This window comes from Advenella sp. S44 (assembly GCF_002810445.1).
Lineage (GTDB): Bacteria > Pseudomonadota > Gammaproteobacteria > Burkholderiales > Burkholderiaceae_B > Advenella.
In genome coordinates, this window is sequence record NZ_NEXS01000001.1 from 684,067 (window position 1) to 708,211 (window position 24,145).

Annotated in this window: 24 protein-coding genes and 1 pseudogene; 17 read left to right on the top strand and 8 right to left on the bottom strand. The window is 54.6% G+C overall.

The features are described from left to right. The first annotated feature begins 285 nt into the window (after positions 1-285). The 9 genes from CAP48_RS03190 to CAP48_RS03230 all read left to right on the top strand — a co-directional run bounded on the left by CAP48_RS03190 (position 286) and on the right by CAP48_RS03230 (position 8,598). A complete protein-coding gene (locus CAP48_RS03190; RefSeq protein ID WP_100694541.1) occupies positions 286-1,005 on the top strand; it encodes an IclR family transcriptional regulator in 720 nt (239 codons plus the stop codon). A 227-nt stretch (positions 1,006-1,232) separates the two neighbouring features. Next, positions 1,233-2,165 carry a hydroxymethylglutaryl-CoA lyase gene (locus tag CAP48_RS03195; protein WP_100694542.1) on the top strand — a complete coding sequence of 311 codons (933 nt, stop codon included), beginning with the start codon at positions 1,233-1,235 and terminating at the stop codon, positions 2,163-2,165. A gap of 1 nt (position 2,166) precedes the next feature. Beyond that, positions 2,167-3,354, top strand: coding sequence for a CaiB/BaiF CoA-transferase family protein (locus CAP48_RS03200; protein WP_100694543.1), 1,188 nt, complete (start codon positions 2,167-2,169; stop codon positions 3,352-3,354). A gap of 10 nt (positions 3,355-3,364) precedes the next feature. Continuing rightward, positions 3,365-4,339 carry a tripartite tricarboxylate transporter substrate binding protein gene (locus CAP48_RS03205; RefSeq protein WP_242444304.1) on the top strand — a complete coding sequence of 325 codons (975 nt, stop codon included), beginning with the start codon at positions 3,365-3,367 and terminating at the stop codon, positions 4,337-4,339. A gap of 8 nt (positions 4,340-4,347) precedes the next feature. After that, positions 4,348-5,268, top strand: coding sequence for an SMP-30/gluconolactonase/LRE family protein (locus tag CAP48_RS03210; RefSeq protein ID WP_100694544.1), 921 nt, complete (start codon positions 4,348-4,350; stop codon positions 5,266-5,268). Between the two features lie 27 nt (positions 5,269-5,295). After that, positions 5,296-6,282, top strand: a complete 987-nt coding sequence (locus CAP48_RS03215) for a tripartite tricarboxylate transporter substrate binding protein (protein WP_100694545.1) — start codon at positions 5,296-5,298, stop codon at positions 6,280-6,282. Positions 6,283-6,627: 345 nt separating this feature from the next. Continuing rightward, positions 6,628-7,548, top strand: a complete 921-nt coding sequence (gene lpxP / locus CAP48_RS03220) for a kdo(2)-lipid IV(A) palmitoleoyltransferase (RefSeq protein ID WP_100694546.1) — start codon at positions 6,628-6,630, stop codon at positions 7,546-7,548. A 167-nt stretch (positions 7,549-7,715) separates the two neighbouring features. After that, positions 7,716-7,949: a zinc-binding dehydrogenase gene (locus CAP48_RS03225; RefSeq protein WP_100694547.1), complete on the top strand. Its 234-nt coding sequence runs from the start codon at positions 7,716-7,718 to the stop codon at positions 7,947-7,949. Positions 7,950-8,169: 220 nt separating this feature from the next. Beyond that, positions 8,170-8,598 (top strand): secondary thiamine-phosphate synthase enzyme YjbQ, encoded by a 429-nt coding sequence (locus tag CAP48_RS03230; protein ID WP_100694548.1) that lies wholly within the window; start codon positions 8,170-8,172, stop codon positions 8,596-8,598. A gap of 207 nt (positions 8,599-8,805) precedes the next feature. On the opposite strand, the gene CAP48_RS03240 is transcribed toward CAP48_RS03230, so the two are convergent. Both CAP48_RS03240 and CAP48_RS03245 read right to left on the bottom strand, forming a co-directional pair. Next, positions 8,806-9,822, bottom strand: coding sequence for a Bug family tripartite tricarboxylate transporter substrate binding protein (locus tag CAP48_RS03240; protein ID WP_369806316.1), 1,017 nt, complete (start codon positions 9,820-9,822; stop codon positions 8,806-8,808). A gap of 20 nt (positions 9,823-9,842) precedes the next feature. Next, entirely contained in the window at positions 9,843-10,934 is a 1,092-nt protein-coding gene (locus CAP48_RS03245) for a tartrate dehydrogenase (protein ID WP_100694550.1), read from the bottom strand. 155 nt (positions 10,935-11,089) lie between these two features. Between CAP48_RS03245 and CAP48_RS03250 the strand changes: the two are divergent. The 3 genes and pseudogenes from CAP48_RS03250 to CAP48_RS03260 all read left to right on the top strand — a co-directional run bounded on the left by CAP48_RS03250 (position 11,090) and on the right by CAP48_RS03260 (position 13,225). Further along, positions 11,090-11,976 (top strand): annotated as a pseudogene (locus CAP48_RS03250) (LysR family transcriptional regulator). 269 nt (positions 11,977-12,245) lie between these two features. Then, positions 12,246-12,698 carry a DUF2214 family protein gene (locus CAP48_RS03255; RefSeq protein ID WP_100694551.1) on the top strand — a complete coding sequence of 151 codons (453 nt, stop codon included), beginning with the start codon at positions 12,246-12,248 and terminating at the stop codon, positions 12,696-12,698. Between the two features lie 11 nt (positions 12,699-12,709). Next, positions 12,710-13,225: a gamma-glutamylcyclotransferase gene (locus CAP48_RS03260; RefSeq protein WP_161495186.1), complete on the top strand. Its 516-nt coding sequence runs from the start codon at positions 12,710-12,712 to the stop codon at positions 13,223-13,225. On the opposite strand, the gene CAP48_RS03265 is transcribed toward CAP48_RS03260, so the two are convergent. After that, positions 13,215-13,817, bottom strand: a complete 603-nt coding sequence (locus CAP48_RS03265; RefSeq protein ID WP_100694553.1) for a bifunctional 2-polyprenyl-6-hydroxyphenol methylase/3-demethylubiquinol 3-O-methyltransferase UbiG — start codon at positions 13,815-13,817, stop codon at positions 13,215-13,217. The genes CAP48_RS03260 and CAP48_RS03265 overlap by 11 nt on opposite strands. A gap of 194 nt (positions 13,818-14,011) precedes the next feature. Here CAP48_RS03265 and CAP48_RS03270 point away from each other — a divergent pair, with 194 nt between their 5' ends. After that, a complete protein-coding gene (locus CAP48_RS03270; protein ID WP_242444305.1) occupies positions 14,012-14,977 on the top strand; it encodes an ABC transporter ATP-binding protein in 966 nt (321 codons plus the stop codon). After that, entirely contained in the window at positions 14,974-15,735 is a 762-nt protein-coding gene (locus CAP48_RS03275) for an ABC transporter permease (RefSeq protein ID WP_100694554.1), read from the top strand. Before CAP48_RS03270 ends, CAP48_RS03275 begins: the two co-directional genes overlap by 4 nt. A gap of 127 nt (positions 15,736-15,862) precedes the next feature. Here the strand turns inward: CAP48_RS03275 and CAP48_RS03280 are convergent, their stop codons facing one another. Continuing rightward, complete coding sequence (locus CAP48_RS03280; protein WP_369806320.1) at positions 15,863-16,825, bottom strand: UDP-2,3-diacylglucosamine diphosphatase; 963 nt, start codon at positions 16,823-16,825, stop codon at positions 15,863-15,865. A gap of 134 nt (positions 16,826-16,959) precedes the next feature. On the opposite strand from CAP48_RS03280, the gene CAP48_RS03285 reads away from it, so the two are divergent. Beyond that, positions 16,960-17,571: a LysE/ArgO family amino acid transporter gene (locus CAP48_RS03285; protein ID WP_100694555.1), complete on the top strand. Its 612-nt coding sequence runs from the start codon at positions 16,960-16,962 to the stop codon at positions 17,569-17,571. Positions 17,572-17,673: 102 nt separating this feature from the next. On the opposite strand, the gene CAP48_RS03290 is transcribed toward CAP48_RS03285, so the two are convergent. The 4 genes from CAP48_RS03290 to CAP48_RS03305 all read right to left on the bottom strand — a co-directional run bounded on the left by CAP48_RS03290 (position 17,674) and on the right by CAP48_RS03305 (position 22,129). Next, a complete protein-coding gene (locus tag CAP48_RS03290) occupies positions 17,674-19,062 on the bottom strand; it encodes a glycine betaine/L-proline ABC transporter ATP-binding protein (RefSeq protein ID WP_100694556.1) in 1,389 nt (462 codons plus the stop codon). Next, positions 19,059-19,916, bottom strand: coding sequence for a proline/glycine betaine ABC transporter permease (locus tag CAP48_RS03295; protein ID WP_100694557.1), 858 nt, complete (start codon positions 19,914-19,916; stop codon positions 19,059-19,061). Before CAP48_RS03295 ends, CAP48_RS03290 begins: the two co-directional genes overlap by 4 nt. A gap of 110 nt (positions 19,917-20,026) precedes the next feature. Continuing rightward, entirely contained in the window at positions 20,027-21,031 is a 1,005-nt protein-coding gene (locus CAP48_RS03300; RefSeq protein WP_100694558.1) for an ABC transporter substrate-binding protein, read from the bottom strand. A gap of 93 nt (positions 21,032-21,124) precedes the next feature. Then, on the bottom strand, positions 21,125-22,129 hold the full coding sequence (locus CAP48_RS03305) for an ABC transporter substrate-binding protein (RefSeq protein WP_100694559.1): 1,005 nt from the start codon (positions 22,127-22,129) through the stop codon (positions 21,125-21,127). Between the two features lie 358 nt (positions 22,130-22,487). Between CAP48_RS03305 and CAP48_RS03310 the strand changes: the two genes are divergently transcribed. Continuing rightward, entirely contained in the window at positions 22,488-22,919 is a 432-nt protein-coding gene (locus CAP48_RS03310; RefSeq protein WP_100694560.1) for a cupin domain-containing protein, read from the top strand. Positions 22,920-23,180: 261 nt separating this feature from the next. Then, complete coding sequence (locus CAP48_RS03315; protein ID WP_100694561.1) at positions 23,181-24,143, top strand: tripartite tricarboxylate transporter substrate binding protein; 963 nt, start codon at positions 23,181-23,183, stop codon at positions 24,141-24,143. Positions 24,144-24,145: the final 2 nt, after the last annotated feature.

Genomic DNA, 24,145 nt, shown 5'->3' on the forward strand with positions numbered 1-24,145 from the left:
GAAGGCCTGGCAAACAGCGTCTTTATGCCGCGCCGCGATGCGCCGCAAGCCGGATAGCAATAAAGAAGCCGGCGCAAGCCCGGTATGTCCGTTTATGACGCGGACGTAAATATTGTTACGTTCTATGATAACCCGATAGCGACCGGGAAAGATAAACCTGATTCAAATAGTTGCCCATTGAGCAACAGCCGTGGATGTCTGGCACGAATCACTCGTGTTGTCTCGATTGCATTGGCATTTGCCCAATCCACTATAAAATACCGTCATTGAATCAAGAGGTGGATTGTGCCCAGAAAAGCGTCAAGATTATCGGTTGCGGACGAAAACCCGTCGTCGGGAGGCGTTGCGGCGGTCGATCGCGCTTTGTCACTGTTAACCGCGTTTCGCAAGAACGATGGGTATCTGTCACTGGTTGAGCTTGCCGACCGCACACGCATGTACAAGAGTACGATCCTGCGGCTGCTGGCTTCACTGGAGCATTATGGGATGGTGCACAGGTCCGATGACGGACGCTATGGGCTGGGTGAGGGCGTGGTTCGGTTATACGGCGTCTATAATTCCGCGTTTTCCCAGGCTGACGTCATCATGCCTGTATTGCGTGCACTGGTCGAGAAAACCCAGGAAAGCGCCTCCTATCATGTGATCAGCGGGAACAGTCGCTTGTGTCTGCATCGCGTCAATTCTCCCTTGCCTATCAGCTATCGGACCAGCGAGGGCGATGTTTTGCCCCTGGATAAAGGGTCGGGCGCGCGCGTGTTGCAGGCTTTTACTGGCGCCAAGGGAAAGCTGTATGACCAGATCCGTCAGGATGGCGTCATTGTGCTGGATGGAGACCGGATGCCGGACCTGGCCGGCGTGTCGGCTGCGGTATTTAATGCGCATCACGAATTTGTCGGCGCGCTCACGCTGACCATGCCGTCATCTCGTTTGAAGCCGTCATTTAAAGAGGACGTGCGACATGCTGCTTTGGCATTAAGCCGCAAGTTCGGTTATATCAAAGACTGACACTTCCGATATTGCCCACTTTCTTGTTATTCCATGCAAATCGACCCATCAGGGTCGATTTTGCTTTTGCCCGGTCCGCTTTGCCCGATCCGGTTTTTTACTTCAAATGTCATTTCAATCACGATTGCAATCGGGCCGTTGTGAGTTGCTTGTTGACGCGTGTCCGATTTTTGACTTACTATTCTATTTATCAGAATTATATTCTATAAGATAGAACAGGAGCCAACATGAATCAGACGCCTCCCAAGCAGGTGCTCATCAGTGAAGTGGGTATGCGCGATGGCCTGCAAAGTGTCAAAAGCATTATGCCGACCGAGTACAAATTCAAATTAATCGATGCGCTTTACGAAGCGGGCATACGCGAAATCGAAGTGTGCTCTTTCGTTCCAGCCAGGCTTTTGCCACAAATGGCTGATGCGCAGGAAGTGGTTCGTTACGCGCTTCGCTATCCTGATCTGACGGTCATGGCGCTGGTGCCGAACCGGCGCGGCGCACAAAACGCGCTGCAAGCCGGCGCGCACAAGCTGACGCTGCCGGTGTCGGCCAGCGAGGCGCACTCCCTGGCCAATGTGAGAAAGACGCGGCAGGAAATGGTGCAGGAAGTGCGGGAAATTGTGGCGCTGCGCAATGAGATAGCGCCCGGCGTAAAAATTGAGGCTGGTATATCGACCGCTTTTGGCTGCACCATCCAGGGAACGGTCAGCGAAGACGATGTGGTGCAGTTGGCTGTACAAGTGGTTGCCGCTGGCGCTGATGAAACCGGATTGTCCGATACGACCGGCTATGCCAATCCGGCCCAGGTGCGGCGACTGTTCAAGCGCGTTTTTGCGGAAATTGGTGACAAATGCGGGGCAGCGCATATGCACAATACACGCGGCCTTGGCATGGCAAACAATCTGGCTGCCTATGATGTCGGCGTGCGCACGTTTGATTCCTCGCTGGGCGGGCTGGGCGGTTGTCCGTATGCGCCCGGTGCGTCGGGTAACGTGGTCACCGAAGATCTGGTTTTCATGTTCGAAGCCATGGGCATTGAGACCGGCGTCAATATTCAGAAACTGATTGCAGCACGCGACCCGCTCAAAGCGGGTGTGCCGCAAGAAGCCGTGTACGGCATGGTGGCCGAGGCCGGCGTGCCTTTAACTTTTGAACAACAAGCGTGATATGACGGAAAAAGCATTGCCCTATGCAGGGCTAAAGGTGATTGAGTTTACACACATGGTAATGGGTCCGACTTGCGGACTGATTCTGGCAGACCTGGGGGCCGAGGTCATCAAGATCGAGCCGCTAAAAGGCGATAACACGCGTCATTTGCTCGGGTCCGGGGCAGGATTTTTTACCGCTTTCAATCGCAATAAAAAAAGTCTGGCCGTTGATTTGAAATCGGAGCAGGGGCTGGCGTTGGTCAAGGACCTGATCGGTTCGGCCGATGTGGTCAGCGAAAATTTCAAGCCCGGTACCATGAATAAACTGGGCCTGGATTATGAATCACTGTCGAAACAGAATCCCGGCCTGGTGTATGTCAGTCACAAGGGATTTTTACCTGGGCCTTATGAGCATCGTACGGCGCTGGATGAAGTGGTGCAAATGATGGGAGGCCTGGCCTACATGACGGGCAGAAAGGGCGACCCGATACGGGCAGGAACCAGCGTTAATGACATCATGGGTGGCATGTTTGGTGCCATCGGCGTGATGGCCGCGCTCAAGGCACGGGATCACACGGGCAGGGGCCAGCAGGTGCAAAGCGCGCTGTTCGAAAATAATATTTTTCTGGTTGCCCAGCACATGATGCAGTATGTGGTAACCGGCAAGGCCGCCGATCCCATGCCCAGCCGCATCTCGGCCTGGGCGATTTATGACGTCTTCAATGTCAGGGATGGCCAACAGATATTTCTGGCCGTGGTCAGCGATACGCAATGGCGGATCTTTTGCGACGCCTTTGAGTTGAGACAGTTGCAGGACAATCCTGAGTTGGAAACCAACAACCAGCGTGTACAGGCGCGGTCGTGGCTGCTGCCGCTGCTGCAGCAGCACTTGGCGAGGTATTCAAAGGACGAGCTGGCATCCATATTTGAAGCCAATGGATTGCCGTTTGCGCCCATTGCGCGGCCAGAAGAGCTGCTGCAGGATGCCCATCTTCTGGAGACCGGGGGCCTTGCTCCCATGCAGATGCCTGATGGCAGGCAAATCAACGTGCCGCTGCTGCCCATTTGCATGGATGGCGAACGGCTGGGTGTTCGGCTGAACCCGCCGCAGCTTGGCGAGCATACCCTGAGCATTCTGCGGGACGCAGGGTTGAACGACACGCAAATTAATACGTTGCTGGCAAACAATGTCATTGCGACGCAATAAGGAGGTAATTATGAAAAAAATGGTAATTGCGATTACAGCCGGTGTGCTTGCCCATTTGTCGGTAAGTTCTGCGGTACTGGCGCAGGATAGTTATCCGCAGCGTGCCGTGACCATTACCGTGCCGTATTCGCCGGGAGGAACGACAGACTATGTGGCGCGTATGCTGGCCAAACAAATGTCTGAAATATCTAAGCAGTCGTTCGTTGTGGAAAACAAGCCGGGCGCCAGCGGCACCATCGCAACGTCAGCGGTGATGCGCAGCAAACCAGATGGCTATTCGCTGTTGATGAATGACACGACATATGCCATGTTGCCTGCAGTGTTCAAAAAATTGTCCTGGGACCCGGTCAAGGATATCGCGCCCATTGCCAACGTAGCCTCTACACCCGTCATTTTGATCGTGCCGGCCAAATCACCGTTTAACTCCGTGTCCGATCTGGTTGGCGCAGCCAAAGAAAAGCCGGAGTCGCTCACGTTTGGCTCTGGTGGCAACGGTAGCTCAACGCATCTTGCTGGCGAAGTATTTCAGCACCAGGCCGGCATCAAGCTGCTGCATGTGCCATACAAGGGCGCTGGCGAAGCGCTGATGGCGCTGGTCGGCGGGACCGTGGATGTCGAGATTAGTGCAACGCCTACAGCTATTCCGCAAATCAATAGCGGCAAAGTCAAAGCATTGGCCATCAGCAGTCCGCAGCGCCTGCCGCAGTTGCCCGATGTTCCGACTTTTGCAGAGGCTGGCCTGCCGCAGTATACGGTGCAGAACTGGTTTGGCCTGGTGGCCCGTGCCGGTACGCAGCCAGAAGTCGTCAATACACTGAATCGCCTTGTGAAGCAGTCGGTAGCAGATCATTCCCTGCAGTCGTCATTTGAAACACTGGGGGCGCAACCGGTAGGCAATAGCCCCCAGGATTTCGCAAAGCAGATTGCAAATGAAATTGAAAGCTGGAGCCGTACCGCCGAGCGTGCCGGTCTGGAAAAACAATAGGACACGCCATGTTTTATTTGAGCGAAGAACCTCAACGATGTGATGCGCAGGTATGGAGTGCCATGTCCGACCACTTACGGATGCGCGATACCGACTCTGACTGGGCACGGGCCAACAAGGGCGGCGCGCAATTGCATTCATTTATCGAAGGCCCTGCAATGGATGGACAGGGAAATCTATATGTGACTGATATCCCTTACGGGCGCATTTTTCGCGTGTCGGCGCAAAAGGAATGGGAGCTGATTGTCCAGTATGACGGCGAACCCAATGGGCTGAAGGTATTGCGTGATGGTTCGCTGCTTATTGCCGATTACCGGCGCGGGCTGCTGCGATGGGATCCGGTAGCCAAAGTGATCGAGCCGCTATTGGCACGGCGCAATGCCCAGTCTTTCAAGGGCCTGAACGATTTATATGTCACACGTGATGAATCCCTCGTGTATTTCACCGACCAGGGGCAAACTGGCCTGCATGACCCGACGGGTAGTGTTTATCGCTATTGTCTGAAAACCGGCAGACTCGATTGCCTCATGAACAATGTTCCCAGTCCTAACGGGTTGGTGGTCGATGAGGAAAAATCGGTATTGTTTGTCGCGGTTACCCGAGACAACGCCGTATGGCGTGCACCTCTGCTTGCCGATGGATCAGTATCGAAAGCGGGGCGTTTTTGCGCTCTGTTTGGCACTAGCGGTCCGGACGGCGTAGCTCTGGATCACCGTGGCAGGTTATACGTAGCGCACGCTTCGCTGGGCTGTGTTTTTGTATTTGAAACGAACGGCGAATGCTGCCGCATCATACGCTCGGTTGCCGGCAGCACGGTGACCAATCTGTGCTTCACCAATGAGCGTTGTGAAACTTTACTAATTACCGAATCGGCTACAGGTACTGTGCTTGAAGCACCAGTGACTTTGGCAGAAGACAATTTTCAATAACCCGAAAACACGGGAATGGAGACAACGATGTTCAAGAAATCAGTGATGGCCAGCGTGGCCGGCGGTTTGCTGCTGGGCGCAGTCGTAACGACCGGACCGGCGCATGCCCAGGACTGGCCGCAACGACCGGTGCGCATGGTGGTGCCGTACACCCCAGGTGGCGGGACCGATAGTATTACCCGGATTATTACCGAGAAAATCACCCAGACGGATAAGGACATTCAGTTTGTCGTCGAAAACAAGCCGGGTGCCGGTGGCAATATCGGAATGACACAGGTAGCCAGGTCCAAGCCGGACGGCTTGACGCTGGGCATGGGGCAAACATCGAATCTGGCCATTAACCCGATTATCATGAACGACATGAAGTTCGATGCCACCAAAGATTTCACGCCGGTGGCGGTGGTGGCAGAATTGCCAACGGTGCTGGTAGTCAAGGCCGATTCTCCGTACCAGTCCTTGGCTGACGTGGTGGCGGCCGCCAAGGCCAGCCCCGGGCAGCTTAAGCAGGCCCTTGCAACACTGGGTACCGTGGGCCATTTGGCAGGGGAAATGCTGTCGTACAAAGCGGACATCAAAGTGCTGAATGTGCCGTACAAAGGCGCTTCGCCTGCGCTGACAGAGCTGATCGGCGGCCAGACTGACTATATGTTCGCAACACCCGTGTCGGTGCTCAAAATGGTTGAGAATAACGATCTTCGTGCGCTGGCGGTTACGTCCAGCAAACGTATTGCCGCCATGCCTGATGTACCCACGGTTGCAGAACAGGGCTATGAGGGCTTTAATGCGGTCGACTGGAAGATCATTGTCGGACCGGCAGATTTACCCGAGCACGCGGTACAACGCTTGAGCAAGGCGTTTATTGAGGTCAGCAAGGATCCGGAATTTATCAAACGGATGGAAGCGGACGGTAATACAATTGTGGGCGGCAACGCCCAGGATGCTCAGGCCTATCTGCAGAAAGAGCAGATGGAATGGAGCACACTGCTCAAGGCAATGCAATTTCAACTGAAATAACGCCGTCGATATATTTCAGTTGAGCAATAGGCTGAAACAGTTCGGCTCGTGCGCCTGCTTTTCATCAGTCGCGCGAGGGTATCCTAATCAGTCCGTTGCAGTGGGCATTGTACGGTCACACCCTGTGGTATCCTGTTTCTACGAACGCCGTGCACAACTGTCCGCTTGTTGGCGTTGCACGTTCTTCACAACACGCCCTCTCTTTCCTCTTCATAGCCGTATTCCATTTCAGCAGATGACAGAAAGGAACGATGCCTGCGTGCAGGTGTCAGACTAAGAGTACTGCTATCGAGTGGCTTCCTTAGACGTTACTGTTCTTCTACTCGGACGCACCAAGGAATCCCTATGAAGTATTCTCGAAAATTTGAAATCGCTTTTCTGCACCCCCGTTACTGGCTCACATGGTTTGGGCTGGGCGTGCTTTTCCTGTTGGTTCAGTTGCCATACCCGATGCTGCATCGGCTGGGTATTTGGATGGGCCGCTGTTCCATGCGCTTTCTGAAGCGCCGGGTTGGCATTACCCGCCGCAATCTTGAACTTTGCTTTCCGACGATGAATGAATCGCTGCGTGAGCAAAAGGTGCGGGCCAATTTTGAGTCGCTCGGCATGGGACTGCTGGAAACCGGCATGGCCTGGTTCTGGTCGGATGGGCGGGTAAAACGCTGGTTTGATGTTTCCGGACTGGATCATCTGAAGCGGGCGCAAGGGAATGGGCGCGGTGCGCTGATGATCGGCGTGCACCTGATGTCGCTGGAGCTCGGTGGCCGCGCGATGGGGCTGTGCCAGCCGATGATGGCAACCTATCGACCGCATAATAACAAGGCAATGGAATGGGCGCAGACCGAAGGCCGCATGCGTTCGAATAAGGCAATGATTGATCGCAAGGATTTGCGTGGATTGGTGCGTGCACTCAAACAGGGAGAAGCTGTGTGGCTGGCCCCTGATCAGGATTACGGGCGTAGCGGCAGCGTCTTTGCCCCCCTGTTTGCCGTTGACCAGGTGGCCACGACCAGCGCTCCTTATATGCTGGCACGGCTGGCAAAACCGGCGCTGGTGCCCGTGGTGTTGATCCGCCGCCCGAATGCGGGTGGCTACGATTTGCTTATCCAGCCCGAACTTAAAGACTATCCCGTAGAGGATGAAATTGCCGCCGCCGCTTATATGAACAAAGTCGTGGAAAAAGAGATTATGCGCGCGCCGGACCAATACATGTGGCTGCACCGTCGCTTCAAAACCCGCCCGGTTGACGCTCCGTCTCTGTATTGACTGCCGGCATCGGTTCTGCTTAAGGGTCTGACAGTCAAAATGCGGTTGTGGCACGTTCATCAAGTTCAGCCGGGTGACACCATGCTTGTACACGCTGCCATCGGCGGCGGGCAGGGCAGTTTCTTTGCCACTGGCCAGTAAGCTGGGCGCTACCGTGATAGAAACGATTGGTTGCGAAAAAAGTCGAGCAGGCGCGCGCCTTAGGGTGCGCGCATACCATTTTGTCTCGCGAGGAAAATTTCATGGAGTGGGTGCGCCAGCTCACCAACGACAGGGGGGCCAATATTGTTTACGACTCGGTTGGCTCGGACACATGCCTGGCCGCGCGGGTCCGACGGGGCCATCTGGTTGCTGCTCAAGCCCTGATGGGACGTGAGAAATCTGCCAGCAGGGCGAGTTGATATGCGGCATTATTCGTAGGTCGGGACGCCACTGCCCTGCGTGTGTTCCCTGAGCAGTAATGACCCGGCGCATAAAGCGCGTTTGACATATACGGCTTAGATTGATGCGATAACTAATGTAGAATGGCATCAAAATGGATGTCGCAAGGGCCTTTGTTTCATTTCGCATTTGCAATCAAGGCATCCTTTTTTTGAATATTGCATCTATAAAGAATAGCGCATGTGGATCCAGAAAGAATTTCACTTGAAAGCGCGTCCCAGAGGGTTTCATCTGGTGACCGATGAGATTGTGCACCAGGTCCCGGGCTTATCCGGCCTGCGCGTGGGCATCATGCATGTGTTTCTCAAACATACTTCGGCATCGCTCACGATCAATGAAAATGCTGACTCCTCCGTGCGGGACGACTTTGAAAATTATTTCAATCGTTTGGTTCCGGAAGACGAACCTTATTACACGCATACCTATGAAGGCAGTGATGATCTGCCGGCGCATTTTAAAAACAGTATCCTCGGATGTGCACTGACCATTCCGATCACGGATGGTTCACTCAATCTTGGTACCTGGCAGGGCATTTACTTATGCGAGCATCGCAACCATGGCGGCCCTCGCACTATTGTCGTAACGGTGCAAGGCGAGGCGGGCGATTAATTTATTGAGGGCTAACGTGCGCCGGTTTGCTGTCTGAAGGCGCCGATTTTTGTGAGCGAATCGCAATGCCAATTGCAGTCGTAGTTGCAATTGCACACGCGATCACATCGGCATCGGCAATAACATAAAGGCTTGCGCGTGTTGTGCCCCGCAAAAAGGCTGCGTCATTTACATGCAGCCTTCTTGCTTGAGCCGACATAGCAGCGTTTAGTTCGCTTTTAGTTTCAAGTTATTGACCAGCTCTGCATAGTGCCCGGTATCATCGGCAATCCGCGTGCCCATTTGTGCAGGGGTATCGCCTATAGTTTCGGCGCCAATCTTGGCCATGTCTTTTTTGAAGTCATCCGACTGAATAATGTGCACCAGACTTTTGTTCAAGTACGACACCGTCTGTTCAGGCGTTTCTTTGGGAGCGAGGATGCCGAACCAGGTGCCGGCGTCAAACCCATTAAGGCCTGACTCATCAAGCGTGGGTACGTTGGGCAATGCCGGGGAACGGTTGCCAGTAGTCACGGCAAGCGCTGTGAGCTTTTTTTCGTTAATGTAGGGCAGCACTGTTGTGATTGTATCGAACGACATATCCACTTGGCCTCCCAGTAAATCTGTCGTCAGCGGGCCGCTGCCTTTGTAGGGAACGTGCAGCAATTTGATGTTTGACATCAGCTGTACGCGCTCACCAATCAAATGCTGGCCGGTGCCTACGCCGTTTGAGCCGAAACTCAGTTTTCCCGGCTCACGCTTGGCCAGCGCAATCAGGTCTGCTACTGATGTTGTGCCGACCTTATTGTTCACAACCAGTACATTAGGCACCATGGCAACCGTTGTGATAGGCGCAAAGTCTTTTTGAAAATCGTACCGCAGTGAAGAATAGAACGTTGTGGCAATGGTGTGATGAACTGCGCCCATCAGCAAGGTGTAGCCGTCCGGCTTGGCTCGGGCCACATATTCCGCACCAATGGTGGCACCGGCACCGGGTTTGTTTTCGATAATCACGGGCTGGCCGATTTTTTCGGCAAGTTTCTGGCCCAGTGCGCGCGCCAGCACATCTGTTGTGCCACCAGCAGGGAACGGGACTACGAGTTTGACCGGCTGCGTCGGATAGGTCTGGGCCGCGGCCGGGGTACGCATGGTCATCAGCGTCGTGCAGGTCAATAGGGTCAACGCCAGCAAGCCGGTTTTGCGCAGCGATGTGCAAGGTTGTTTGATTGTTTGTGTAAATAGCATGTCTTCCTCCACCGTCGGCTTTATGCCGCTTTCTGTGCTTTGCCAAGTCTGCGGATGTGACTGCAAACCGCATCAGTAACCTGCGCCGTTGTCGCTGTTCCACCCAGGTCGCCGGTATGCAGCGAGGTGTCGGCCGTCACTTTTTCTATGCTCTGCATCAGCAGGCCAGCGGCGCGATCTTCGCCGAGATGAGATAACAACATCACTGCGCACCAGAACGTGCCAATCGGATTGGCCAGACCTGTTCCCATGATGTCAAAAGCGGATCCGTGAATCGGTTCGAACATCGACGGGTAGCGGCGTTCCGGGTCTATGTTGCCGGTAGGCGCAATGCCCAGGCTGCCGGCAAGCGCCGCCGCCAGATCGCTTAATATGTCTGCATGCAGATTGGTGGCCACGATGGTGTCCAGTGTGGCAGGTTTGTTTACCATCCGGGCAGTAGCCGCGTCCACCAGTTCCTTATCCCAGACGACATCGGGATACTCTCTTGAAATTTCAATTGCAATTTCATCCCACATGACCATGGCGTGGCGTTGGGCATTGGATTTGGTGATCACCGTCAGTAGCTTGCGGGGGCGCGATTGCGCAAGTGCAAAGGCAAAGCGCATGATGCGCTCGACGCCGGCACGGGTCATGACGGACACATCGGTTGCGGCTTCCAGCGGATGGCCCTGATGGACCCGGCCGCCAACACCCGAATATTCGCCTTCACTGTTTTCGCGCACGATAACCCAATCCAGATCCTTGGACTCGCAGCGTTTCAAGGGAGCGTCAATGCCTGGCAGTATACGGGTAGGGCGCACGTTGGCGTATTGGTCAAGCCCCTGGCATATTTTCAGCCGCAGACCCCATAAGGTAATGTGGTCGGCAATATCGGGGTCGCCGGCCGATCCGAACAGGATCGCGTCCTTGTCATGAAGGTCGCCAAGCCCATCTTCAGGCATCATGACGCCGTGCTGCCGATAATAATCACCACCCCAGTCAAATGCCGTAAATTCAAATGAAAACTGCTCAAGGACGTCAGCCAGTACCTGTAGCACGGTCTGGCCTGCGGGAATAACTTCTTTACCGATACCATCACCGGGTATACATGCAATTTTGTACGATCTCATCTTTCCTTATCCTGATCTGAAGAAACTGCATTTATTCTAGAAATATTTGTCGATGCTAAAATGCGACAATATTCATAGGATTTATGCCTGAAAGTTGAAAATGAATGAAAAAGGACCCTCGCCATTCCGCTGATTTGTATTTTTTTGATGCGCTTATGACTGCTGGAAGCCTTTCTGCCGTTGCGCTACGCCTGGGCGTTACGCCTTCGGCAGCGAGCAAGCGGTTGATTCAACTGGAAAAACGCCTGGGTATAACGCTTGTCAATCGCAGCACGCGACGCATGAGTCCGACCGCAGAGGGCCTGGTATATCTGGATCATGCGAGAAACATCCTGGCACAGATCGAATCACTGGATCGGGACATGTTCCGGCTCAAGTCTGAACCTGAGGGGCTGATTCGTCTTAATGCGACGCTCGGGTTCGGCAGAAGCTATATCCAGCCGCTGGTCTCCAGATTCATAAAGAAATATCCGGCCATCACGATCCAGCTGTTTCTGACCCCCTTTCCCCCTGCCTTGAGCGATGATGCGTTCGATGTGTCTATTCAATTTGGTAAGCCGCTGCATCAAATGCTCAAGACACGCCTGCTTGCGCAAAACCGGCGTTTGCTGGTGGCTTCAGCGGCCTATCTGGCGCGTGCCGGAACGCCGGCGATGCCGCAAGACTTGCTTAAGCACAACTGTATTGTCATCAAGCAGGACGAGCAGCCTTATTCAGAATGGATACTGAGCAGTGGCAAAAGCACAGAAAAATTCCAGTGTCCGGTAATTTAATGACCAATGACGGGTATGTCGGCGTGCAATGGGCGCTGGACGGACATGGTGTCCTGATGAGAGCGCAATGGGACGTCGCCCGGTACATGCGCAGCGGCCGCCTGATACAGGTGCTTCCCAATTTCAATACGCCAAATGCCGATATTTACGCTGTGTACAGGGAACAACCCCATACCACGGCTCGAATGACGTTGCTGCTGAACTTTCTGTCGCGAAGTTTCGATAATCTGAATCCCGGGTCCAATATCACTGTCAGCGCAGACTGGTAGTCGCTACAGTCACTTCGGCGAGCTAATGGCCGCCCCAGCTCAGGCAAGCCTCATGCTGGAATAACGTTTTGCGTGCTGCGCTGCGGCGATATTAGCAGTTGAATGAGAGTGGTATTTTCTATTACAGTAATGACGTACACTGGCAGATGATGGCGCACAGGCGGGCGGCGGCTATCCTGTGCCAGACAAGATCAGCGCCTGTGGGCAGTCGTTTACAGGGCAGAACCTATAGCGGTTACTCGTTATGTCCATTTACAAGGGTTCGGACCATGACTCTTCTTTTTGCCTTTTTGCATCACGTCCTGGCTTTCGCGCTGGTTGCGGCATTAGCCATTGAGCTGGTGCTGATCAAGGATCGTATCAGTATTGAACGCGCTCGCCGCATTTTGCGCGCAGATGCCATTTATGGCGCCTCGGCCATGTTGCTCGTGATCGTCGGGTTCTTGCGCGTGATTTATTTCGAAAAGGGCGCGCCTTACTATTTCCACAGCATTCCCTTTATTGTCAAATTGCTGTTGTTTATTACAGTGGGCATACTCTCTGTTTATCCGACCATGACGTTTCTTTCGTGGCGCAAGAGCGTGAATCGCGGGCGTGAGCCGGTGCTGGATCCTGCGGTGATCAAGCGGATTCGCAAGCTGATTCACTATGAACTGACCTGTGTGGTGTTAATTGTTTTAGCCGCCGCCATGATGGCGCGCGGCGTGGGTTACTGGGGTTAATGGAAATGACGATGGCCGCGCAGGTGCCCCGGGCGATGCAATTGTTTGTGTATGGAACCCTGAAATCGGGCTGTTGCAATTATGAACGCCACTGCTCCATGGCCGTACACCGGGAAAAAGCGTGGCTATGGGGGCGGATCTATCACCTGGACCGCGATGAAGGTTATCCGATGGTGGAGATCAATCGCGAGGCCATTTTGGCGCGTGGCAGCGACAGGCCCGAAATCGATGCCTTGTTCGAGTGTGAGCCCGGGTCGGATGATAAGCCCGACGGCGACTGGGATTTGATCGAAGGCGAGTTGATGCAGTTTGATCGTCCAGAGCGCGATGTGCCGCGGATTGATCTGCTGGAGGCGTTTCGCCCCGATGGGGCAGGGCTGTATTCGCGCGTACTGACCACGGTGAGTACTGAGTCAGGCCGACAGGTGGCGTGGACATATATCAGGGAGCGTGAGCACGATGGCCGCCGCCTGCATCCGGATCATTCCGGGACAGTCTGCTGGCGCCCGCCAAACGTTATTTCCTGAAGACGGCGTAGCTCCAGGAGATATCGTTGCGACCCAGTGTGTCGTTTTTATAGCTTTTCTGATAAAGCAGTTGCAGCCCGCAGGCACTTCCAAGCGCGATAGTTTCTTCGTGGGGTATGTCGAACATGTGGCGCTCTGCCGGAACGGGGCCATGACGCAAAGACATCGACATAATGCCGTTACGCGCCAGTAGCCCCGCGCAATGCTGCATCGCAGGCAGCCGTTCCTGCTCCTGCAGATGCATCCACACCGCCGTCAGCAGGATCAGGTCGTAGCGCTTGCCACTGGCGCGTACCAGGGTGAGCTCCGGCAGGCTGTCTGCAATCCAGTTAATGGTGGCCTCGGCATGATGCAAACGCGCCTGTTCCCGCATGGCTGCGGTCGGTTCGACGGCATCGACCTGGTAGCCCAGCGCCGAGAGCGCGGCGGCGTCTCTGCCGGTGCCGGCGCCGATATCCAGTACGGTCGCCGGAGGGCCCGGGTAAAAGCCGCGAACTGGATTATGCACTTTTTCAAATGTGACGCTTTCGTAGTCAGTAGCAAACCGTTGTGCCTTTTCTGCATAGCCCTTGCTGCCTGCGATTTCGACCATGATCTTATGTCCATTCATCTATTGTGGGTTAAGACAAGTGTATCGGATTGAGAAATTAAAATAGGGGTTTTGTTTCATTTATTCATATTTTTACTCTGACCGTCTTTGACCGCAATCGCTTGTCTTCGGTCGGAATTCTTTATACTTGTGTTTCTCCACATATTCAATTGTGCATATTTCAAATAGGTTATTGCGTGAATAACTCTCACACTAGTAGTGATGGTGGCGATATCGTCGTATCCATCCAGGGGGTGGGTAAAACCTACAAAAGCGGTTTTATAGCCCTCAAAAACGTCAGTCTGGACATCCGTCGTGGCGAAATCCTGGCCTTGCTGGGTCCCAACGGCGCAGGCAAAACAACCCTGATCGGGATTGTGACTGGCCTGGTCAATGCGTCCGAAGGCAAGATCCTGGTCGATGGCGACGACGTGCAGCGCGATTATCGTCGAGTTCGCCCGAAAATTGGTCTGGTTCCGCAGGAGCTGTTTACCGATTCGTTCGAGACGGTATGGGATACCGTCTCGTTCAGCCGCGGCTTGTTTGGCAAGCCGGCCAACCCGGAACATATTGAACGGGTGCTCAGGGCCCTGTCTTTGTGGAACAAGAAGGATAATAAGATACTTAGCCTGTCGGGCGGCATGAAGCGTCGTGTACTCATTGCCAAGGCTTTGTCGCACGAGCCCTCGATTTTGTTTCTGGACGAACCGACAGCCGGCGTCGATGTAGAACTTCGCCACGATATGTGGAATCTGGTGCGTAAACTGCGTGAGCAGGGCGTGACCGTGATTCTGACCACGCACTACATTGAAGAAGCCGAAGATATGGCCGACCGGATTGCGGTTATCAATAACGGCGAGATTATTCTGGTTCAGGACAAGGAACAATTGATGGGGCAGTTGGGCAAAAAGGAATTACATCTGCAATTGACCCAGCCGCTGGATACATTGCCACCGGCTATGTCGGCGCATCCGTTGACCCTGTCGGCAGACGGTCGCACGCTGGTGTACACCTATAACAAGGAAGCCGAAGATAACACCGGTAAAAGCCTGTCCGAGATGTTGCGCCAGCTGGGAGAGGTTGGCATCGAACTGAAGGACCTGCAATCGAGAGAGAGCTCACTGGAAGATATTTTCGTGAGTCTGGTAAGGAAAGATTCATGAATCTATATGGCGTAAAAGCAATTTACAAGTTCGAGATGGCGCGCGCGTTTCGCACGCTCATGCAAAGTATCGCATCGCCGGTGTTGTCTACGGCACTGTATTTCATTGTGTTTGGCGCGGCTATCGGTTCGCGCATGGGCGAAATTGACGGGGTATCTTACGGCGCATTTATTGTGCCAGGGCTGCTAATGATGGCCCTGCTGGGCCAAAGCGTCTCGAACGCCTCCTTTGGCATCTATATGCCCAAGTGGTCAGGCACCATCTATGAAATCATGTCGGCCCCGGTTTCCTATTTCGAGGTGATTCTGGGCTATGTCGGGGCGGCGGCAACCAAGACGCTGATTCTGTCAGTGCTGATCCTGATCACGGCCCGCTTCTTTGTGGAGTACCATATTCAGCATCCATTCTGGATGGTGCTGTTTCTGATTCTGACAGCGATCACATTCAGCATGTTCGGCTTCATTATCGGACTGTGGGCGGACGGCTTCGAGAAGCTGCAGATTATCCCGCTCATGGTGATTACGCCGCTGACCTTCCTGGGCGGCGCCTTCTATTCTATTAATATGCTGCCGGGCATCTGGTCAAAAGTGGCGCTGTTTAACCCTGTGGTGTATTTGATCAGCGGTTTTCGCTGGAGCTTTTATGGCATAGCCGATGTTGATCATTACGTCAGCCTGTTCACCATCCTGTTCATTCTGCTGTTGTGTGCGCTGGTGGTGTCTTGGATGTTCCGCACCGGTTATAAGCTGCGACCCTGATGGGTCAGGCCCCGCACGGATACTGCATTGACCCGGCGCGACGTCGCCCCGGTGACGGGATCGTGCGCATCTGCGGCGGGCATGCGAGCGCTTCGGAACCATTTGAGCTGGCTGATAATGGCCGTTTTCAGGCCTGAATGACGCTGCGCACGTCTTCCTTGTCGGCATCTTCCTCTTGAACCGGCAGATTGCTTTCCTGTTCGGTGGCTGACCGCGCGACCGGATCGGCTGCCGGCGTGTCCACGCGTGGCGCAGCCACGACAGCATCGCGCAGGCGGCTGCGTCTGGGCTTCCTTTCGCGTTCCACTGCCGGGGGCGTCCAGGTCACGATATGCAGTGATCCGTCGTCATGTTCGACGAGTGCGGTCATGCTTTCTACCCAGTCGCCATCGTTGCAATACAAAATGCCGTCCACTTCGCGGATTTCGGCCTTGTGGATGTGGCCACAGACCACGCCATCATAATTGTTTTTGCGCGCTTCCTGCATGACTGCGTCTTCGAACGCCGAGATGTAGCTGACCGCGTTCTTGACTTTCTGCTTCAGGTATTGCGACAGCGACCAGTATCCGAGCCCCATGCGTGCCCGCGCGCCATTGAGCCACATATTGAAGGTGAGTGCGACCGCATAGAGGTGGTCGCCCACATAGGCCAGCCACGGCGCAAATTGCACGACACCATCGAAGCGGTCACCATGCAGTATCCACAGGCGCTTGCCATCGGCGGTCACGTGCTCGGTTTCCTCGACCACTTCAATGCCGCCGAAGTTCTGCTGCACATAATGTCGGGCAAATGAGTCATGATTGCCGGGAACGAATACGACCCGGGTGCCTTGTCGACATTTGCGCAGTATTTTCTGGATAACATCGTTGTGCGACTGCGGCCAGAACCACTTGCCTTTGAGCTGCCAGCCGTCGATAATGTCACCGACCAGATACAGGGTATCGGATTCCGTGTGCTTCAGAAAATCCAGCAACGCGGTTGCCTGGCATCCCTTGGTGCCCAGATGGACATCGGAGATCCAGATTGTGCGGTAGCGAGTAGTAGGATGTTCAGACAAAGTAATGTCAGGCCATAAGTACAGGTCGGGAATGACTCTTATTACAACAACCAGTTGTGACGCATGTATGACAGTACCCAGTATATTATTCGTCACCTTTTTGTCATCATAGCGACTGATTCCTTTTTAACACATCGGCGGTCGTATTCCAATTGAGTTATTGCTGTATGAGTGCGTACCTGGCCGGGCTGTTTCTTAGTGGTTCCCTAATTCTTGCGATCGGATCGCAAAATGCGTTTGTCCTGAAACAAGGGTTGCGCAAAAGCCACGTCTTCTGGGTCTGTCTGGTGTGCAGTCTGTCTGATGCAGCCCTGATACTGACCGGGGTGTTGGGGTTCTCTGTGGTGGCGCGCCATGCGGCCGATATTGTGCCTATCATCAAATACGCCGGCGCGCTTTTTCTGTTTGTGTACGGTCTGCTCCATTTTCATGCCGCGTTAACCAAAAACGCCGCCATGAAGGACAGCAAGATTGACGCGCCGTCTCTGAAGCGAACGCTACTGGTGTGCCTGGCGCTCACCTGGTTGAATCCGCATGTTTACCTGGATACGCTATTGCTTATTGGATCGGTGTCAACGCGATTCCCCGGGCAGCACTGGCTCTTTGCGGCTGGCGGAATCACTGCCTCGCTTGCCTTTTTCTTTTCTCTTGGATATGGCGCGCGCCTGCTGCTGCCATTATTTAAAAAGCCTGCTGCCTGGAAAATTCTGGATGTGATAGTGGGTATCACCATGTGGACGATTGCCTGGCAGCTTGTCTGGGGTAAGTCCCTGGGATGAGCGGGCCTTTGAGTAAAACTGGCTCAGCGTGACCCCGCGCTCAGTGATTCAATCGCTTGCGGGGTCAGTGACTCAATAGGCCACGGGTCAGAAAGCTGTGGTTCAGCGAGTATGGCCAGGTGCTTTTTCCGGTTTGTTTTTCAATGACTCGTCCAGTTCGATGGCACCTTCCGGCGGCTCCGGTTCATCGTCCGGCACGGCTGTATGGGAGCCGACAGTGCCTTGCGAGGCCGCTTTATCGTTAGGTGTCGCTGTGTCAGTCTTAGTGGCATCTGCCGGGTTTTGGTCATCGTCACCGTTGTTGCCGTTGCCCCCTTCGATGGCGGGGCTGACGAGCTCGACCACCCTGGCGCGGGACATGACGCCAACGAACTCGTCGTTTTCATCTGTCACCACCACCGGCGCCGTAGACTGCAGCATATGGGTGAGCACTTCATCCAGATTGGTGTCGGCCGATACGGTGCGGGCTTCTTCCACTTTCGAGGAAATGTCACGCAAGCCGTCACGGGCCGCGTCTTCGGCCGCAGACAGGCGCAGCAGGCCGGCAAAGGCCTTGCCGTCCAGGACAGGCGCAAATTTGTAGTCGTACTGTTTCATGCGTTCGATGGCGTGGACTGGGCGCGCGCGCATGGTCAGCGTCAGCCGGGGCGCGTTGACGGCATGACTGGCATTCAGGGCCTTGCCGCGGTTCACGTCTTGCAGGAAGGCAGCGACGTATTCATTATCAGGCGACAGCAGAATGTCTTCGGGCGTGCCTTCCTGAATCAACTGGCCGTCCTTGAGAATGGCAATACGGTTACCCAGGCGCAGCGCTTCGTCCAGGTCGTGGGTAATGAACACAATAGTTTTGTTCAGTCTGGCCTGCAGTTCAAGTAACTGGTTTTGCATTTCACGGCGAATCAGCGGATCCAGGGCCGAAAATGCCTCGTCCATCAGCAGAATATCGGCGTCGGTAGCCAGTGCGCGCGCCAAACCGACGCGCTGCTGCATGCCTCCCGACAGTTGGTGAGGATATTGATTCTCAAAGCCGGCCAGACCCACTTGATCGAGCCAGTATCGGCCCTTGTCGTGGGCCTGGGCTTTGCTTATCCCCTGGATCGACAGGCCGTAGGCAGCATTGTCCAGCACGGTTTTATGCGGCAGCAGGCCAAAGCGCTGAAATACCATGCTCATGGTATTTTGCCGGAACTTTTCTAGCTCCTTGCGGCCCAGTGTGACGACATCGGTGTCGTTCACCAGTATGTGGCCTGCGGTGGGTTCGATCAGACGGTTGAAGTGTCGGATCAGCGTTGATTTGCCTGAACCCGACAGTCCCATGATGACATGGATGCTACCTTCCTCGATACTCAGGCTGATGTCTTTCAGGCCCAGTGTGTGGCCGCTTTTGGCAAGCAGTTCTTCCTTGGTAATGCCCTGCTTGACTGCGTCAATCCATTTTTCCGGCTCTTTGCCGAAGATTTTGTAGATATTTTTGACTTCAATTTTACTCATCGTGCACCGCCTGTATTTTTTCGTTTTCCATAAGACTGGGTGATGCGGTCAAAAAGTACCGCGAGGATGACGATACCCAGTCCTGCCAGCAGACCGCGGCCCACTTCAAGGCGGTTGATGCCAAGCAGTACTTCATAGCCCAGGCCGCGCGCACCGATCATGGAGGCGATAACGACCATGGAAAGGGCCATCATTGTGGTCTGGTTGATGCCGGCCATGATGTTCGGCAGCGCCAGTGGCAACTGGACGCCAAACAGTTGTTGGGATGAGGATGCGCCAAATGCTCGCGATGCTTCAAGCACTTCGCGGTCGACCAGTCGGATGCCCAGGTCGGTCAGCCGGATCAGAGGCGGGACCGCATAAATCACAGTTGCAATAATTGCCGGGATTTTGCCAAGGCCGAAAAGCATGACAACGGGAATAAGGTAAACAAAGCTGGGCAGGGTCTGCATTACGTCCAGAATGGGCAGCATGACCGATCGCACCGGATCGGACTTGGCCGTAATCACTCCCAGCGGGATCCCGATAATGATGGATATGGCAGTTGCCATAATCATTAGCGAAAGGGTTTGCATGCCTGCATCCCAGAGTCCGAGCACACCCAGCATGGCCAGCAGCGCGCCCATCAGCAGCGAGAAAACCACGCGACGGCTGGCCGCGAAGGCGATCAGGACGGCAACAATAAGTACGCTCCACCAGGGAGCGCCACGCAGGACTTTTTCGAGCCAGACCAGCGCATGCAGGAAAGGCTCTGACATGGCATTGAGGGCATCGGCGTAATTGGTGACCAGATGGTCCACGAACCCGTCGATGCTTTTGCGCACATCGCGCGCAGAGATAATTTCAGGAAACATAATTGTATTTGTTCATCAAAAAATAGAGAAAGGCAGGGCCGGGCCACGGCCGCAGGATACGGCTGCGCCCTGCAGGCTGCATGGCAGCCCGGCATTGACAGGTGCGAGCGTCAGAGTGAGGCTTTGACACGCTCGGCCACCTCGGCGGGGACCCATTTGGACCAGACGGCCTGTTGGTTATTCAGAAACCATAGCGCGACGTCGCTTGTGTCGTCGCCACTCTCTTCCATATGGGCCAGGGTTTTGTTCACGACATCAACCGGGAAGGACACCTTGCTGAAAAACGCAGTCAGCTGGGGCGCGTCCTGCATGAATTTCGCATTGAGGGCCGTAAAAACCGGATTGTCTGGATAAGCCGTAGCTTGCGGATCGGCGCAGTCTTCGCGCGTCAGGCATTGCTGCTTTTCTTCGTCGTAGGCCGGCATTTCCAGCTTGACCAGGTCCAGCATGCTAACTAGCGGAGTGGGTTCCCAATAATAAAAAACGATATCTTTCTTTCGTTTATAGGACGACATCAGCGTCGCTTTCTGGGCGGCGCCGGTTCCGGGTGCATAGACCTCGAATTGCTCGTCCAGCTTCAGGCCCTTGGCCAGGTTGGTGGCAACCAGCTGGCAGTTCCAGCCGGCAGGGCAGCCGTAGATCCGACCCTTGTCGGGAGTCTCGGGATCGGCGAATGCATCCTTGTGCTTGATCAGGTCGGCGGCCGACTTGAGGTCGGGAAATTTTTCAGCGGTATATTTAGGGATGTACCACGCTTCCCGGCCGATGTACAGTTCACCAACTCGCTTGACCTTGCCGCTTTTCTCGGCCCGGGCCCAGGCGTCGCTGATGCTGTTGAGCCAGATCTCTGTATTGACCTGCAGATCGCCGCGTTCAAGGGCGGCCAAAGCGGTCAGCGTTTCGGTAGGCACGACCTCGGTCTGGCAGCCATAGCCTTTTTCCAGAATATATCGTTCGACGTCGGCAAGAATCAGGTTCGATTCCCAGTTCATGCCGCCGAACCGGACCGTCTCTTGAACTTCGCAGGCAGGAACATCTGCCGCGGCAGCAGGGCGGGCAAGCCCGAACGTGGCCGAAGCAATGAATACAGCAGATAGAACTTTAGTCTTTATCATGGCAGTGTGCCTCTTATGGCTAAAAGTTAAGCTAAACGCCAGGGATTGACATCGGCCCGTTCGGAAACGGGCGTTCAAATGACGGACAAGTAATTAGAGCGATTCCTTCACTTTGGCTGCGACTTCGGGGGAAACCCATTTTTCCCAGACTTCGCCCTGGTTTTTCAGGAACCAATCGGCAACATCGCGCGAATCATCGCCTGTTTCTTCCATATGGGCAAGTGTTTTGTCCATGACGGGCAGGGGTACCGATACGTTGGAGAAGAACTCGGTCAGTTTCGGGGCCTTTTCGCTAAACTCTGTGTTCAGCGCGGTAAAGACCGGGTTGTCGGGGTAAGCGCTAGGTTGCGGATCGGCACAATCGGGATCGGTCAGGCATGCCTGTTTTTCCTTGTCATAGGCAGGCAGCTCCAGCTTGACCAGATCAAGCGAACCGACCAGCGGCGTTGGATACCAGTAATAGAAAACGATATTTTGCTTACGCTTGTACGCTGAAGTGAGGGCTGCTTTCTGGGCCGCACCCGTACCAGGTGAATACAGGGTGAAGTCCTTGTCCAGTTTCAGCGCCTTGTAAAGATTGGTGCTGACCACTTCGCAACCCCAGCCTGCCGGGCAACCGTAGAAACGCCCCTTGCTTGGGTCTTCGGGGTCGGCAAATTCTTCCTTGTACTTGGGCAGGTCGGCAGCAGACTTCAGGTCTGGGAATTTTTCGGCGACGTATTTCGGAATGAACCAGGCTTCACCGCCTGTGTACAGGTCGGCCACTCTTTTGACTTTGCCTGTTTTTTCCGCTTTGGCCCACGGCTCGCCTACGCTGTTGAGCCATATTTCGGTGTTGATATCCAGGTCGCCCCGTTCGAGCGCTGCTAGCGCGGGCAGGGTTTCGGTTGGGAGCGTCTCTGTTTTGCAGCCATAGCCTTTTTCAAGGATGGTGCGCTGAACGTCCACCAGAACGAGATTGGATTCCCAGTTCATGCCGCCGAAATTGACGGTGCGATCCACTTCACATTGGGCGTCCGCAGCGTGGGCTGTAGCAGATAGTCCCAGGCCGAACACGGCAAGAAGCGTCGTGCAAAGAATTTTGTGTTTTAAGAACATGGCCGTAGCCTCCTTAAGTCTTACAGGGTTATAAAAATAACTGTGTATGCCAAAGAGTATGCGGAAAACGACGTAGCGCCGTCGATACAGACAAAAATTGAGGGGCGGCATAGCGCCCGATTGACAGGTAAAACACGTTTGCGCCAACAGCGCAAAAGAGGTACACAATTGAAACGATGAATTAGCAAAACCCATGCATTGTAACAAATCGGGGACACCCGGGCAAACCAGCGTCGTTCGGGAAAATCCCTAGCAGTCATTTTTATTCATATATGAGAAAATAGATTCATATACGAAAATAATCAGGCGCCATGGAACCAGCGACAAACGGCTGCCAAGCGCCCGCAGGAGCCAGTTAATGACAGACATCGCCGGGCGCGCCGCCGCGCCACACACCAATCCCACGCCCAGCCAGCCGACCTGGATCGTCAGGGAAGCCGATGTGCCGGGTTACAGCCCCGCCAACCACCATGGTACCGTCAACCGGCGCCTGATCGGTCCCGCGACGGTGGGCGCACGCCACCTGGAAGTGCTGGTGGGTACGATCGAACAGAACCGGGGCGCCTTGCCGCATGCGCATCCTGGCATTGAGCAGGTGGTTTATATGCTGTCGGGCACCGCAGATGTGGAAATGGATGGCGAAAAGGGCAAGCTGCAAGCCGGCGATTGCTGCTTTTTTCCTGCCGACAAAAAACATATTTTCACTGTCACCAGCCTCGAACCGGCGCGCATCCTGGTGATCTATTCGCCGCCCTATGAAGAAAACCCGGCAAGGGTGATCCGGGACTAATTGCAGGACAACGTCGGTTCAGCGGCACCGGTTTAGCAACGCTATATAGAGCAACACTTATTCAACAGGACCGATGAAGTCACACAGACCAGGCAGCACCCATTCAGGATTCCTATTCATGAGTACCTGTTCAGTAGCACTTATTCATGAGTAACTATTCAGTATATTCAGTACCACCTATTCAGTAGCACCTAGAAACCCAGCGGGCCGGATTCCGGGCGCCGCTGCTCAAAGAAGCACTGCCCCTTTACTGGAGACATTATGAATATTCAATTGCTACGTTCTTTGCTGGGCGCCGCCGCCCTGATTGTCGCGGGCACAGCCGCTGCGGCATGGCCGCAAAAGCCCATAACCATGGTTGTGCCTTTTCCTGCCGGTTCGGGTACCGATTCCGTCGGACGCATTTTCGCCCGTGAATTGACCAGCCGCATGGGCCAGCAGGTGATTGTCGAGAACAAGCCCGGCGGCAACGGTACGATTGCTGCGCAACAGGTTGCGCGCGCCAAGCCTGACGGCTATACCATTCTGATTTCGACCAATACGCCGCTGTCGGCCGCGCCCTGGCTGCAGAAAAGCGTGCCTTATGACGTGATCAAGGACTTCACACCGATCGCGCGCGGCGGCAACCTGCCCTTTATCCTGGTCGCCAATATGAAACAGCCCTTCAATTCGGTCCAGGAGCTGGTGAGCCAGGCCAAGGCCAATCCGGGGAAACTGACTTATGCCTCGGGCAACAGTACCGGGATTGTGGCCGGCGCAACCCTCTCCCATGCCGCCGGTATCGAAACGCTGCATGTGCCCTATAAGGGCACCCCTCAAGCACTGACCGATCTGATCGGCGGACAGGTAGACTACATGTTTACCGACCTGACCTCTGGCATGCCCTTTGTACAGTCGAAAAAAATTAAGGCCCTGGCCGTGTCCACCGCCAAACCCAGCACGCTGCTGCCCGATCTGCCCTCCATGGAAGCGGCTGGTATCGACAACTTCGACATTAATTCCTGGAACGGTTTCCTGGGCCCGGCCGATATGTCTGATGAGGCCGTGGCTACATTGAATAAAACAATTAACGAGATTGTGAGTGATGCGAAAGTCAAACAGGAGCTGGCCGGCCTGGGGTTTGATGCGTTCAGCGGCACCCAGCAGGAATTTGCGGCGTTTGTTCGCGAACAGTATGAGCTCTGGGGCAAACTTATCAAAGATGCAGGAATCAAGGTTCAATAAGA